The organism is Streptosporangium brasiliense, assembly GCF_030811595.1.
Classification (GTDB): Bacteria; Actinomycetota; Actinomycetes; order Streptosporangiales; family Streptosporangiaceae; genus Streptosporangium; species Streptosporangium brasiliense.
In genome coordinates, this window is record NZ_JAUSRB010000002.1 from 5,291,006 (window position 1) to 5,304,873 (window position 13,868).

Below are 13,868 nucleotides of genomic sequence, written 5' to 3' on the forward strand. Positions count from 1 at the left end.
CAAGCCGCACACCTATACTGGCTTGGTTAGGGGGGGAGTATCCCTTCGTGACAGTCTCGTCATCACGGTGCTGCCTCGCTCCACGAGGCCCCCGGGGCTGTCGGTCCGCGCCAGACTTCCGCGGGCGGGAGAGACCTCCGGCAGTCAGTCGTGCACGCCGCCGGAGGGTTATCTATCGTGACTGTTCCTTTCTGGGCATGGATCGCCGTCATCGGCGGTCTGCTGGTCGTCCTCGCCGTTGATCTCTGGATCGTCGACCGGGGCGAGCCCCGAGAGTTCTCCATGAAGCAGGCGGGTTTCTGGGTCGGCTTCTACGTCACGCTCGCCGTCCTGTTCGGCATCACATTGTGGATCTTCGCCGGGCCGACCTCGGCGGGCCAGTTCTTCGCGGGCTACATCACCGAATACAGCCTGAGCGTCGACAACCTCTTCGTCTTCTACATCATCATGACCCGCTTCGCGGTGCCCAAGATCCACCAGCACAAGGTGCTGCTGGTCGGCATCCTGCTGGCCCTGGTCATGCGTGGCGTCTTCATCGCCGTCGGCGCCGCCGCGCTGGCGAGCTTCAGCTGGCTGTTCTACGTCTTCGGCCTGTTCCTGATCTACACCGCGGTGCAGCTCGTCCGTCAGCACGGTCAGGACGAGGACGACTTCAACGAGAACGCGGTCCTGCGCTGGGCGCGGCGGGTGCTGCCGCACACCGACGACTACGTGGGCTCCAAGGTCGTCGTCAAGGTCGACGGCAAGCGCATGGTCACCCCGCTGCTGATCGTGATGGTCGCCATCGGCACCACCGACCTGCTGTTCGCCCTCGACTCGATTCCCGCGATCTTCGGCCTCACCACCGACGCCTTCATCGTCTTCAGCGCCAACGCGTTCGCCCTGATGGGGCTGCGTCAGCTCTACTTCCTGCTGGGCGGTCTGCTGCAGCGTCTGGTCTACCTGAGCTACGGTCTGGCGTTCATCCTTGGTTTTATCGGGGTTAAGCTGATTCTCGAGGCGCTGCACTCCAGTGGCGTGTCCTGGGCACCCGAGGTGCCGATCTGGCTGTCGTTGTCGGTCATCGGCGTCACCATGGTGATCACCACTGTGGCCAGCCTGATCAAGGCCCGTCGCGACGGACGCGAAAGCAAGGAAATCACCACCTCCGCGAGTGGCAAGCAGGGCTAGCGGATCGGGGCGTGAGGAGCTTTGCTTGTCTAGTTGCGCCGTATAAGGGCTGAGAGATGGGTAGCATCCTGCCCCAGGGCGGGTAGACATACCGGTCTAATGCCGCAAGACATCACAAAAGGTTCCCCGTGTCCCACGATTCAGCAAGCCACCAGCCAGGCCGGATACGGCTGGCACGTGGCGTCTCCCCGTGGTTGCTCCCGACCGTGACCGCCGCCGCAGTGACCTCGCTGCTCAGCCGCCGTGACCGGCGCTGGGCGCTCGCGGCGGCGCCTCTGGCCGCGCTCACCGGTGGCATGCTCTGGTTCTTCCGCGATCCGGAGCGCACGCCGGGCTCCGCGCGGATCCTGTCGCCCGCCGACGGCGTGGTGCAGAGCATCGACCCCTGGCCGGACGGCCGCACGAGGGTGGCCATCTTCATGAGCCCCCTCGACGTGCACGTCAACCGTGCGCCGCTGGCCGGTACGGTCACCTCGGTGGAGCACGTGGCAGGCGGGTTCCTGCCCGCCTTCAACAAGGACAGCGACAAGAACGAGCGGGTCGTATGGCACCTGGACACCGCGCTCGGCGACATCGAGCTGGTCCAGATCGCCGGTGCGGTCGCGCGCCGCATCATCCCCTACCTGGCGGCCGGGGCGAAGGTGGCCAAGGGCGACAGGATCGGGCTCATCCGGCTCGGCTCGCGCGTGGACCTCTATCTCCCCGAGGGAATCGCACCCGCCGTGTCGGTCGGCCAGCGGACCGTCGCGGGGGTGACAGCTCTTGACCACGGCTGACGCGAGCTGGCCGCTGGACGAGACGGACGACGAGCCCCGGGGGCCCGTCGGCAAGGCGTTCCGGCTCTCGGCGGCTGACTCCCTCTCCCTCGGCAACGCGCTGTGCGGCTTCCTCGCGGTCTGCGTGCTGGCCTGGTCGGCGATCAACCAGCTCCAGGCGGGCGGGAAGTTCGCGGCCGTCCCCCAGTTCTTCGGCACCGCGGTGGTGCTGCTGCTGATCGGCGCCACCTGCGACCTGTTCGACGGCCTGGTGGCCCGCAAGTTCCGTGCCTCGGCCATGGGGGCCGAGCTGGACAACCTGGCCGATGTGATCAGTTTCGGCTTCGCCCCCGCCTTCATGGTGGTCATCTGGGGCGGTTTCACCCAGCGGGTGCCGTTCCCGCTGGTGATGGTCGCCGCGGCGTCGGTGCTGCTGGCCGGCGTCATCAGGCTGGCCCGTTTCGCCTGCGTGAAGACCAAGAGCGGCGACTTCATGGGCCTGCCCATCCCGATGGGCGCCATGACGGTGGTCTCGATCGTGCTGCTGTTCCCGCCGTCGCTGGTGACCCTGCTGCCGATCTTCGGCGTGGCCTACCTTATGGTGAGCCGGATCGAGTATCCCAAGCCCAAGGGCAACCTGGCGGCCGTCGTGCTCGCCTGGATGATGATCAACGTCGCCTGCCTGACCATCTGGGCCGCGGGCCTGCCCGGCGGTGACACCCTGATCAAGGTCGGCGCCATCATGCAGGTGGCCATCGTGGCCGCCATCCCGCTGCGCATCCTGATGTTCAAGCGGGAGAAGCGCAAGGAGCGCAAGGAGTCGGCCAGCATCACCTGAGGGCTCCGGGCACCGGCGCGCGGGCCAGGACCGCCGTGCGCCGGTCTCCGTGCCCGCCGGCCGCGTTCCCGCCGGGGCCCGGCCTGTCCGCCCGGCGGTCGTGTTCCTCCTGGGGGCGCGGCCCGAGGCCCCTCCGTCCGCCGGTCGCGTTCCCCCAGAAGCCCGGCCCGTCCGCCCGGCGGTCGTGTTCCCTCCCGGGGCGCGGCCGGAGGCTCCGCCCGCCCACCGGTCGCGTTCCCTGGGGCGCGGCGAGGCTCCGCCCGTCCGCCCGGAGGGCGCCGGGTGGGCCGGGTGAGGGCTACCAGCCGCGCTCGCGCCACTGCGGCAGGGAGGGGCGCTCGGCGCCCAGCGTGGTGTCCCTGCCGTGACCCGGATAGACCCAGGTCTCGTCGGGCAGCCGGTCGAAGACGCGCTCCGACACGTCCGTGAAGAGCTGGGTGAAGCGCTCCGGGTCCTTGTTGGTGTTGCCGACGCCGCCGGGGAACAGCGAGTCGCCGGTGAACAGGTGACCGGGATGGTGCAGGGCGATCGAGCCCGGCGTGTGCCCGCGCAGGTGGATCACCTCCAGCGTGACCACCCCGACGGTGACCCCGTCGCCGTGGCCGACCTCCAGGTCCACCGGCACCGGCAGCGCGGCGGCGTCGAGCGGGTGGGCGACCACCGCCGCGCCCGTCGCCGCGGCGACCTGTTCCAGGGCCTGCCAGTGGTCGCCGTGCTGGTGGGTGGTGACGATCTTGCTGATCGGCCGGTCGCCGATGAGCTCCAGCAGGCGGTCCGGCTCGGCGGCGGCGTCGATGAGCACACCGTCCCCGGTCTTGTTGCACCGCAGCAGGTAGGCGTTGTTGTCGAAGGGGCCGACGGCCAGTTTGGAGATCGTCAGGGCGGGCAGTTCGCGCACGTCGGCCGGGCCGCCGACCTGCACGTCACCTGTGTACGTCACGGATACTCCTCGGGCGGGGTAGCGGGCAGATGAGGAGGCGCGGACGTGGTCGGCCACGGCGGCGGCGCGGGCGGCCGCCCGGCACCGGCGGGCCGGTTGCCGCTGGTCCCCTCGGGCATCACCCTAAGCCCCGCCCCCGGCGAGCGGCCGGTCAGCCAGCCCAGCAGGGCCCAGGCGTCGCCCTGCAGCACCGGCCCGGTCCCGAGGCCCGGCCAGACCTGGTGATGCTCCTCGCCGTCCTTGACCTCCTCGACGACGATCTCGCTGACCGTGCCGAGCTCATGCGGCCAGGAGACCATCGCGTCGTGCAACTCCCTGCGGACGAAGGCCTCCGGCCAGTCGGCGCACTCGTAGCCCGCCCCCAGGTCCACGTGGTGCATCTCGACCTCGCGCAGCCGGCGGACCAGCACGTACCAGGCCGGGTGGCTGGGCGGGTGGGCGCCGCCGACCATCGTCGCCCACCCCTCGGCGGGCACCGCGGCGGCCGCCCTGGCCAGCCGTGCCGCGCTCTCCTCCAGGTCGGCCAGCTGCTCCTTCGCCGGCCGTGCGGCTCCCGCCTCGATCCCGGCGTCGCGCGCCCCCGCATCGGGGTACTGCGGGGTCTCGACGCCGGTCCTGGCCCACGTCATCAGGTTGACGTGGCTGTCGGCGTTGCGGGCGACATGGGCGAGCACGTGCCCGCGGGTCCAGCCGGGCAGCCGGGAGGGGGCCGAGACGTCGGCGTCGGACAGTCTCGCGGCGGTGGCCAGCAGCCGGCCGGTAGAGGCGGCCAGCTCGGCCTGGAAAGCTTCTACGACATCCATCTCCTCACTCCATCACCCGGGTGGGGAGGTGGGCCAGGGCATAAAACACCGTGTCGCCGCGGTTGGAACATGTGGTCGATGCATCAAGTGACCGGTAAGGCTCACGGGAAGACCGTAGTCTGGAGAGGGCCGGGAAGTTCGGCCCCCAGGCGCCGCCCCGAAATTGTCGGGCCCCCTCGCTAGTCTTCCCGCGACCGCTCTTAACCCTCTACAACGACGTCGGGATTGCTGTGGCTGACCGCCTCATCGTGCGTGGCGCACGCGAACACAACCTCAAGGACGTCTCGCTGGACCTGCCGCGAGACTCTCTGATCGTTTTCACTGGCCTGTCCGGCTCGGGCAAGTCCAGCCTGGCCTTCGACACCATCTTCGCCGAAGGTCAGCGTCGCTATGTCGAATCACTGTCGGCCTACGCCCGCCAGTTCCTCGGGCAGATGGACAAGCCCGACGTCGACTTCATCGAGGGGCTCTCGCCCGCGGTGTCGATCGACCAGAAGTCGACGAGCCGCAACCCGCGTTCGACGGTCGGCACGATCACCGAGGTCTACGACTACCTCCGGCTGCTCTGGGCGCGCATCGGCAAGCCGCACTGCCCCCGGTGCGGCCGGACGATCGCCCGGCAGAGCCCGGAGCAGATCGTCGACCGCGTGATGGAGCTCGAGGAGGGGACCCGCTTCCAGGTCCTCGCCCCGGTGATCCGCGGACGCAAGGGCGAATACGCCGAGCTCTTCAGCCAGCTTCAGGTCAAGGGCTTCGCCCGGGCCCGTGTCGACGGCACGGTGGTCCGGCTGGACGAGCCGCCGACGCTGAAGAAGCAGGAGAAGCACGACATCGAGGTGATCGTCGACCGGCTGGCGGTGAAGGAGAGCGCGCGCAGCCGCCTCACCGGCTCCGTGGAGACCGCACTGCAGCTCTCGGGGGGCACGATCACGCTGGAGTTCGTCGACCTCCCCGAGGACGACCCCAACCGTGAGCGCTTCTACTCCGAGCACCTCTACTGCCCCTACGACGACCTGTCGTTCGAGGAGTTGGAGCCCCGCTCGTTCTCCTTCAACTCGCCCTTCGGCGCCTGCCCCGAGTGCACCGGTCTCGGGGTGCGGATGGAGGTCGACCCCGACCTGGTCGTGCCCGACCCGGACAAGACCCTGGGCGAGGGCGCGATCTCCCCGTGGGCCGGCGGGCACACCAGCGACTACTTCATCCGCCTCGTCGAGGCGCTCGGCCTCGCGATGGGCTTCAAGCTCACCACCCCGTGGGAGAAGCTGCCGAAGAAGGCGCACAACGCCCTGCTGCACGGCTACGACGAGCAGGTCCACGTCCGCTACAGCAACCGCTACGGCCGCGAGCGCTCCTACTACACCACCTTCGAGGGGGCCATCCCCTGGGTGCAGCGCCGCCACGCCGAGGCCGAGAGCGACGGCATGCGGGAGAAATACGAAGGCTACATGCGGGAGATCCCGTGCCCGGCCTGCAAGGGGGCCAGGCTCAAGCCGGTCTCGCTGGCCGTCACGGTGGAGGACCGCTCGATCGCCGAGGTCTCGGCGATGTCGATCGGCGACTGCGCGAAGTTCCTGGCCGGGCTCAGGCTGTCCGACCGGGACATGCAGATCGCCGAGCGGGTCGTCAAGGAGATCAACGCCCGGATGGGCTTCCTGCTGGACGTGGGTCTCGACTACCTGACCATGGACCGCGCCTCGGGCACCCTCGCCGGCGGCGAGGCCCAGCGCATCCGGCTGGCCACCCAGATCGGCTCGGGCCTGGTCGGGGTGCTCTACGTGCTCGACGAGCCGTCCATCGGCCTGCACCAGCGTGACAACCAGCGGCTGTTGGAGACCCTGATCCGGCTGCGGGACATGGGCAACACCCTCATCGTGGTCGAGCACGACGAGGACACCATCGCCGCCGCCGACTGGGTGGTGGACATCGGCCCCGGCGCCGGTGAGCACGGCGGCCAGGTCGTCGTCTCCGGCACGGTCGCCGACCTGCTGGCCTCCGAGGGCTCGATGACCGGCGCCTACCTGTCCGGGCGCAGGAGCATCGCCATCCCCGCCAAGCGCCGCAAGCGTGACCGCAAGCGGCAGATCACGGTGAAGGGCGCCCGCGAGCACAACCTCAAGGGCGTGGACGTGGAGTTCCCCCTCGGGGTGTTCACCGCGGTCACCGGCGTCTCGGGGTCGGGCAAGTCCACGCTGGTCAACGACATCCTCTACAACGCCCTGGCCAAGGAGCTGAACGGCGCGCGCACCGTCCCCGGCCGTCACTCGCGGGTCAACGGCATGGACCTCGTCGACAAGGTCGTGCACGTGGACCAGTCGCCGATCGGCCGCACCCCCCGCTCGAACCCGGCGACCTACACCGGCGTCTTCGACAAGGTGCGCGACCTGTTCGCGCAGACCACCGAGGCCAAGGTCCGCGGCTACCAGAAGGGCCGGTTCAGCTTCAACGTCAAGGGCGGCCGCTGTGAGGCCTGCTCGGGCGACGGCACCATCAAGATCGAGATGAACTTCCTGCCGGACGTCTACGTGCCGTGTGAGATCTGTCACGGGGCGCGATACAACCGGGAGACGCTGGAGGTCCACTACAAGGGCAAGACGATCTCCGAGGTGCTCGACATGCCGATCGAGGAGGCCCTCGGCTTCTTCGACGCGATCCCGTCCATCAAGCGCTACCTCCAGACGCTGAACGACGTCGGCCTGGGCTACGTCCGGCTGGGCCAGCCGGCCACGACCCTGTCGGGCGGTGAGGCCCAGCGCGTCAAGCTCGCCTCCGAGCTGCAGCGCCGCTCCACCGGCCGGACGATCTACGTGCTGGACGAGCCGACCACCGGCCTGCACTTCGAGGACATCCGGCGGCTGCTGGGCGTGCTCGGCAAGCTGGTGGACGGCGGCAACACGGTCATCGTCATCGAGCACAACCTCGACGTGATCAAGACCGCCGACTGGCTGATCGACATGGGGCCCGAGGGCGGCTCCAAGGGCGGCACCGTGCTCGCCACCGGCACGCCCGAGGAGGTCGCCCTGGTCGACGAGAGCCACACCGGCCGTTTCCTGCGCAAGATCCTCGGGACCTGAGGCCGGATGGAGGACCGGGCTCCCACCTCAATACCCTTGAGGCGGGAGCCCGGTATGCGGGGGACGTTGTGAGAAGGGCCACGATGAGCAGCAGTGAAGGTTCCGCCATGCCCACGCGCAGACATGTGATCGGCGCCACGGCGGCCGTGGCGTGCGGGGCGGCGCTCACCGGTTGCGGCGCGAGCGCGGGCGGGCCCGGCCCGGGCATCGTGCCGCCGGGCATCAAGGGGAAGGTCATCGCCCAGACCGCCGAGATACCGGTGGGCGGCGGCAAGGTCATCAGCAAGTGGAAGATCGTGATCACCCAGCCCACCGCCGGGGTGTTCAAGGCGTTCACCGCGAGCTGCCCGCACAAGGGCTGCGCGGTCGGCCGGGTGGCCGACGGCGTCATCCGCTGCCCCTGCCACGGCAGTGAGTTCGCCGCCGACTCCGGCAAGTGCCTCAAGGGCCCGGCGGAGGCCCCGCTGGTGGAGTTCGCGCTGAAGGTCGACGGCGACGGCATCGTGATGGTCTGAGCCCTCCGGCCCGGGACGCGCCGAAAGTGGAATCCTTCACAGTTCTCTGACGCCGGGTACGGCATGCTGGACCGGCATCGGGACCGGCCGTACCCGAGGACGAGGATCTTGGAGGGTGACTCATGACTGACACGACACGTCGCGCGGTGATGCTGGGGGCGGGAGGCGCCGGGATGGCGGCGGTGCTGACCGCGTGCGCGGGTTACGGCGGATCGGCCGCCGACGGCGCGTCGCCGGCGTCGCCGGCGGCCTCCGAGGCGGGCGCGGCCCCGGTCGGCGCGGAGGCGGGGGCGGGGGCGCTGGCCAAGGCCGCTGACATCCCCCAGGGCGGCGGCAAGGTCTTCAAGGACCAGAAGGTGGTGGTGACCCAGCCCGCCGCCGGGCAGTTCAAGGCCTTCACCTCCGTCTGCACCCACCAGGGGTGTGACGTCGAGAGCGTCTCGGGCGGCACGATCAACTGCCCGTGCCACGGCAGCAAGTTCAAGATCGAGGACGGCTCCGTCGCCGGCGGCCCGGCCAAGAAGCCGCTGGCAGAGAAGGCGATCAAGGTCGAGGGCGACTCCATCACCCTCGTCTGAGCGAGGTCCGCGGCGCCGGCGCCGACGCCGGGAGAGCGGCGCCGGCGCCGCGGACACCCCGCGAAGCGGGGGCGGGTAGGGGTTCCGGAGAAGGGATCCTGTCGGTGAAGGCCGATAGGCTTCCGGTGTGGCGAGATCTGTGGTTGGTCCGGCGAGTTTCCGGCCGAGTCCGGGGTCGATCCCCGAATCCCCCGGCGTCTACCGGTTCAGGGACGCCGACGGCCGGGTCATCTACGTGGGCAAGGCCAAGAGCCTGCGCCAGCGGCTCAACTCCTACTTCGCCGACTTCGCCGGGCTCCATCCGCGCACCCAGACCATGCTCACGACCGCCGTCGACGTCGACTGGACGGTCGTCGGCACCGAGGTCGAGGCGCTCCAGCTCGAATACTCCTGGATCAAGGAGTACGACCCGCGGTTCAACGTCAAATACCGCGACGACAAGTCCTATCCCTACCTCGCGGTCACCATGGGCGAGGAGTTCCCCCGGGTCCAGGTGATGCGCGGGGCCAAGCGCAAGGGCACCCGTTACTTCGGGCCCTACTCCCACGCCTGGGCGATCCGGGAGACGGTCGACCTGCTGCTGCGGGTGTTCCCGATCAGGAGCTGCTCGGCGGGGGTGTTCCGGCGCGCCGGGCAGATCGGCCGGCCCTGCCTGCTGGGCTACATCGACAAGTGCTCGGCGCCCTGCGTCGCCAGGGTCACCGCCGAGGAGCACCGGACGCTGGCCGAGGACTTCTGCGACTTCATGGCCGGCAACACCGGCCGCTTCACCAAGCGGCTGGAGCGCGAGATGCGTCAGGCGGCCGCCGAGCAGGAATACGAGCGGGCCGCCCGGCTCCGCGACGACATCCAGGCGCTGCTGCGGGCGATGGAGAAGCAGGCCGTGGTGCTGGGGGAGGGCACCGACTGCGATGTGATCGCACTGGCGGAGGATCCGCTGGAGGCGGCGGTGCAGGTGTTCTACGTCCGCGGCGGACGCATCAGAGGGCAGCGCGGCTGGGTGGTCGACAAGGTCGAGGAGGCCGGGCCCGGCGAGCTGGTCGAGCAGTTCCTGCTGCAGATGTACGGCGAGGCGACCCCCGAGGCGCTGCCCAGGGAGGTGCTGGTGCCCGCCCTCCCCCCTGACGTGGAGGCGGTCACCGAGCTGCTCGGCGAGCACCGCAAGGCCCGGGTGGAGATCCGCGTCCCGCAGCGCGGGGACAAGAAGGCGCTGATGGAGACCGTCGAGCGCAACGCCCTGGAGGCTCTGAAGCAGCACAAGCTCAAGCGGGCCAGCGACCTGACCACCCGGAGCAGGGCGCTGCAGGAGGTCGCCGACGCGCTCGACCTGGACCAGGCGCCGCTACGCATCGAGTGCTACGACGTCTCCCACACCCAGGGCACCAACGTGGTGGCCTCCATGGTGGTGTTCGAGGACGGCCTGGCCCGCAAGAGCGAATACCGCAGGTTCTCCGTCCGCTCCACCGAGGGCGACGTCGCCTCGATCCACGAGGTGATCTCACGCCGGTTCAAGCGCTATCTGGAGGAGCGTTCGGCCACCGGGGAGCTCGACGCCGAGACCGACGCGGCCCTCGGCTCCGACGCCGACCTCGATCCCGGCGCCGGATCGCCCATCGACCCGGAGACCGGCCGGCCGCGCAAGTTCGCCTACCCGCCCAACCTGGTCGTCGTGGACGGCGGCCCGGCCCAGGCGGCGGCGGCCCAGCGCGCGCTGGACGAGCTGGGCGTGGACGACGTGGCGGTCTGCGGGCTGGCCAAGCGGCTGGAGGAGGTCTGGCTGCCGGGTGAGGACCTGCCGGTGATCCTTCCCCGGTCGAGTGAGGCCCTTTACCTCCTGCAGCGCGTGCGTGACGAGGCCCACAGATTCGCCATCGCCTACCATCGTTCGAAGCGGTCGAAGAGCGTCAAGGAAAGCGCCCTGGACGAGGTCCCCGGGCTCGGCCCGGCCCGCAGACAGGCCCTGATCAAGCATTTCGGATCGGTGAAACGGCTGCGGGAGGCCACCGCGGCCCAGATCTGCGAGATTCCCGGGATCGGCCCCGCCACGGCCGAGACGATCGTGTCGGCCTTGAAGGGGGAGAACCCATGAACAACGGAAGAGAACCGGCGTTCGTCATCGTCACCGGTATGTCGGGGGCGGGACGGAGCACCGCGGCCAAGGCCCTGGAGGACCTCGGCTGGTTCGTCATCGACAACCTGCCGCCCGGCCTGCTGTTCGCCATGGCGGAGGAGGCCGGGCGGGTCAAGCTGGCCGCCGACAAGGTGGCCGCGGTCGTCGACGTGCGCAGCCTGGCCTTCACCACCGACCTCAACGCCGCCATCGAGGAGCTGGACGGCCGCGGCGTCGCCGTCCGGGTGGTGTTCCTGGAGGCCAGCGACGAGGAGCTGGTCCGCAGGTTCGAGAACGTCCGCCGCCCGCACCCGCTTCAGGGAGAGGGCCGGCTGGTCGACGGGATCGCCCGCGAGCGGGGCATCCTGCGCGAGGTCCGGGCAAACGCCGACCTGGTCATCGACACCTCCAACCTCAACGTCCACGAGCTCCGCGGCAAGATCGTCGCCTTCTTCGGCGGCGAGGACCGGCCCGGCCTGCGGGTCAACGTCGTCTCCTTCGGCTACAAGTACGGCCTGCCCGTCGACGCCGACCTGGTCGTCGACTGCCGCTTCCTGCCCAATCCCCACTGGGTTCCGGAACTGCGCCCGATGAACGGGCTGGACACCCCCGTCCGGGAGTATGTTCTCAACCAGCCGGGGGCGAAGGAGCTCCTGGACGCCTACGACGAGGTGGTCGGCATCATCGCGGCCGGTTACACCCGCGAGGGCAAGAGCTATGCCACGCTCGCCGTCGGCTGCACCGGCGGCAAGCACCGCAGTGTCGCGATGGCCGAGCAGATCGGCGGCCGGCTGCGGGACCGGGGTGGCATGGAGGTGCAGGTAAGTCATCGGGATGTGGGCCGGGAGTGATCGAAGGTCTCAAGGTCGTCGCGCTGGGTGGAGGGCATGGCCTGTACGCGTCGCTGTCGGCGCTGCGCAGGGTCACCTCCAGGCTGACGGCGGTGGTCACCGTGGCCGACGACGGGGGGTCGAGCGGCCGGCTCCGCCGGGAGCTCGGCGTGCTGCCCCCGGGAGACCTGCGGATGGCGCTGGCCGCGCTCTGCGGTGACGACGAGTGGGGGCGGACCTGGAGCGAGGTCGTCCAGCACCGTTTCCGGAGTGAGGGCGAACTGCACGGTCACGCGATCGGCAACCTGCTGATCGTGGCGCTGTGGGAGAGGCTCGGAGACACGGTCGCCGGCCTCGACTGGGTCGGCAGGCTGCTCGGCGCGCACGGGCGGGTGCTGCCCATGTCCTCGGTGCCGCTCGACATCGCCGCGGAGGTGGAGCTGGACGGTCAGGTGAGCACCGTGCACGGCCAGGTGGCCTGCGCGCTCACCCCCGGCCGGGTCCAGGCCATCTCGCTGGTCCCGGAGGACCCGCCGGCCTGCCCTGAGGCGGTCCAGGCGGTCCTGGACGCCGACTGGGTGGTCTTCGGCCCCGGCTCGTGGTTCACCAGCGTGCTGCCCCACCTCAAGGTGCCCGAGCTGGCCCAGGCCCTGCACTCCACCCGGGCGCGCCGCCTGGTCGCCCTGAACCTCGCCCCGCAACCGGGGGAGACCGACGGTTTCTCCCCCCAGAAGCACCTGGAGGTGCTGCGCCAGCACGCCCCCGCCCTGGAGGTCGACGTGGTGCTCGCCGACACCGGGGTGGCCGAGGACGGGGAGGAGCTGGCCAAGGCGGCCGCCGAGCTCGGCGGCCGGCTCGTCCTGGCGGCCGTGGCGGACGAGGACGGCTCGCCGCGGCACGATGCGCAACGTCTTGCCTCCGTCCTGGACGAGATTTTCCGTGAGAAGCGTTGATCCTGGTCAGCGGTGCTCAGGAGTGCGAGAAACTTCTGTGAGCCTGGTTTTATCGGGTCGCATGAGGTCTGTATGGGGGAGGACGAACGCACATGGCGATGACAGGTGTGGTCAAGGACGAGCTGAGCAGGCTGCCGGTCCTGAAGCCTTGCTGCCGTAAGGCCGAGGTGTCGACGCTCCTGCGGTTCGCGAGCGGACTGCACCTGGTGGGCGGGCGGATCGTGATCGAGGCGGAGCTCGACACCAACGTCACGGCCAGGCGGCTCATCAAGGACATCGGCGAGGTGTTCGGCCACAAGGCGGAAGTGCTCGTCCTGGCCCCCGCGGGGCTGCGCAAGGGCTCACGTTACGTGGTGCGGGTCTACCGCGACGGGGAGGCCCTGGCCCGCCAGACCGGGTTGATCGACAACCACGGCCGCCCGGTCCGCGGCCTGCCGCGCCAGGTCGTCGCGGGGGCGACCTGTGACGCCGAGGCCGCCTGGCGGGGGGCCTTCCTGGCGCACGGCTCGCTGACCGAGCCGGGCCGCTCCATGTCGCTGGAGGTCACCTGCCCGGGGCCGGAGGCGGCGCTCGCGCTGGTCGGCTCCGCCCGGCGGCTGAAGATCCACGCCAAGGCCCGCGAGGTCCGGGGCGTGGACCGGGTCGTGGTCCGCGACGGCGACGCGATCAGCGCGCTGCTGACCCGGCTGGGCGCCCACGACAGCGTGCTGGCCTGGGAGGAGCGGCGGATGCGCCGCGAGGTGCGGGCGACGGCCAACCGCCTGGCCAACTTCGACGACGCCAACCTGCGCCGCTCGGCCCGTGCCGCGGTCGCCGCCGGGGCCCGGGTCCAGCGCGCCCTGGAGATCCTCGGCGAGGAGGCCCCGGAGCACCTGGTGATCGCCGGCCGCCTGCGGGTCGAGCACAAGCAGGCCTCCCTGGAGGAGCTCGGCCAGCTCGCCGACCCGCCGCTGACCAAGGACGCCATCGCCGGCCGCATCCGGCGCCTGCTCGCCATGGCCGACAAGCGCGCCCAGGACATCGGCATCCCCAACACCGAGGCGAACCTCACGGTGGACATGCTGGCGCCGTAGACGCCCCTTGGCGTACGGAAGGAGCCGGCCCCGCCATCCGGTGCCCGGCCCCTTCCGCGTGGCCTGCCGCCTGTCCGGCGCGGCCCGCGGTGGCAGATGCCGAGCACCCCGTGGACCCCGGGCCACCGAGGAGGCGCCGAGCACCCCGTCGGCTTCGGGCCGCTGAGGAGACGACGTCACCGGCCGGCCGGCTGCGCGGTGGGGCCGCCGGGCCCGGCCCCGGCACCGGGAC

General features: G+C 70.5%; 12 protein-coding genes. 10 read left to right on the forward strand and 2 right to left on the reverse strand.

Annotated elements, in window-relative coordinates; translation table 11 throughout:
- Window positions 1–177: 177 nt before the first annotated feature.
- The 3 genes from J2S55_RS32750 to pssA all read left to right on the forward strand — a co-directional run bounded on the left by J2S55_RS32750 (window position 178) and on the right by pssA (window position 2,763).
- A complete protein-coding gene (locus tag J2S55_RS32750) occupies window positions 178–1,170 on the forward strand; it encodes a TerC family protein (protein WP_306868800.1) in 993 nt (330 codons plus the stop codon).
- A gap of 128 nt (window positions 1,171–1,298) precedes the next feature.
- The gene (locus J2S55_RS32755; protein ID WP_306868801.1) at window positions 1,299–1,946 is read left to right on the forward strand and encodes a phosphatidylserine decarboxylase; all 648 of its coding nucleotides are present in this window, start codon (window positions 1,299–1,301) and stop codon (window positions 1,944–1,946) included.
- The gene (pssA, locus tag J2S55_RS32760; protein ID WP_306868802.1) at window positions 1,933–2,763 is read left to right on the forward strand and encodes a CDP-diacylglycerol--serine O-phosphatidyltransferase; all 831 of its coding nucleotides are present in this window, start codon (window positions 1,933–1,935) and stop codon (window positions 2,761–2,763) included. Before J2S55_RS32755 ends, pssA begins: the two co-directional genes overlap by 14 nt.
- A 298-nt stretch (window positions 2,764–3,061) precedes the next feature.
- Here the strand turns inward: pssA and J2S55_RS32765 are convergent, their stop codons facing one another.
- Complete coding sequence (locus J2S55_RS32765) at window positions 3,062–3,703, reverse strand: MBL fold metallo-hydrolase (RefSeq protein ID WP_306868804.1); 642 nt, start codon at window positions 3,701–3,703, stop codon at window positions 3,062–3,064.
- The gene (locus J2S55_RS32770) at window positions 3,700–4,506 is read right to left on the reverse strand and encodes a maleylpyruvate isomerase family mycothiol-dependent enzyme (protein ID WP_306868806.1); all 807 of its coding nucleotides are present in this window, start codon (window positions 4,504–4,506) and stop codon (window positions 3,700–3,702) included. Before J2S55_RS32770 ends, J2S55_RS32765 begins: the two co-directional genes overlap by 4 nt.
- 230 nt (window positions 4,507–4,736) lie before the next feature.
- Here J2S55_RS32770 and uvrA point away from each other — a divergent pair, with 230 nt between their 5' ends.
- From uvrA to whiA, 7 genes are all read left to right on the forward strand, one after another.
- Entirely contained in the window at window positions 4,737–7,577 is a 2,841-nt protein-coding gene (gene uvrA, locus J2S55_RS32775) for an excinuclease ABC subunit UvrA (protein ID WP_306868808.1), read from the forward strand.
- Between the two features lie 107 nt (window positions 7,578–7,684).
- The gene (locus tag J2S55_RS32780; RefSeq protein ID WP_306868809.1) at window positions 7,685–8,092 is read left to right on the forward strand and encodes a Rieske (2Fe-2S) protein; all 408 of its coding nucleotides are present in this window, start codon (window positions 7,685–7,687) and stop codon (window positions 8,090–8,092) included.
- A gap of 122 nt (window positions 8,093–8,214) precedes the next feature.
- Window positions 8,215–8,670 carry a Rieske (2Fe-2S) protein gene (locus J2S55_RS32785; RefSeq protein WP_306868810.1) on the forward strand — a complete coding sequence of 152 codons (456 nt, stop codon included), beginning with the start codon at window positions 8,215–8,217 and terminating at the stop codon, window positions 8,668–8,670.
- Between the two features lie 139 nt (window positions 8,671–8,809).
- Window positions 8,810–10,759 (forward strand): excinuclease ABC subunit UvrC, encoded by a 1,950-nt coding sequence (gene uvrC / locus J2S55_RS32790; protein WP_306875656.1) that lies wholly within the window; start codon window positions 8,810–8,812, stop codon window positions 10,757–10,759.
- The gene (gene rapZ / locus J2S55_RS32795) at window positions 10,756–11,631 is read left to right on the forward strand and encodes an RNase adapter RapZ (protein ID WP_306868812.1); all 876 of its coding nucleotides are present in this window, start codon (window positions 10,756–10,758) and stop codon (window positions 11,629–11,631) included. Before uvrC ends, rapZ begins: the two co-directional genes overlap by 4 nt.
- Window positions 11,628–12,563, forward strand: a complete 936-nt coding sequence (locus J2S55_RS32800) for a gluconeogenesis factor YvcK family protein (protein WP_306868814.1) — start codon at window positions 11,628–11,630, stop codon at window positions 12,561–12,563. The genes rapZ and J2S55_RS32800 overlap by 4 nt, the downstream gene beginning before the upstream one ends.
- A gap of 92 nt (window positions 12,564–12,655) precedes the next feature.
- Window positions 12,656–13,636 carry a DNA-binding protein WhiA gene (gene whiA / locus J2S55_RS32805; RefSeq protein ID WP_012892507.1) on the forward strand — a complete coding sequence of 327 codons (981 nt, stop codon included), beginning with the start codon at window positions 12,656–12,658 and terminating at the stop codon, window positions 13,634–13,636.
- Window positions 13,637–13,868 lie beyond the last annotated feature (232 nt).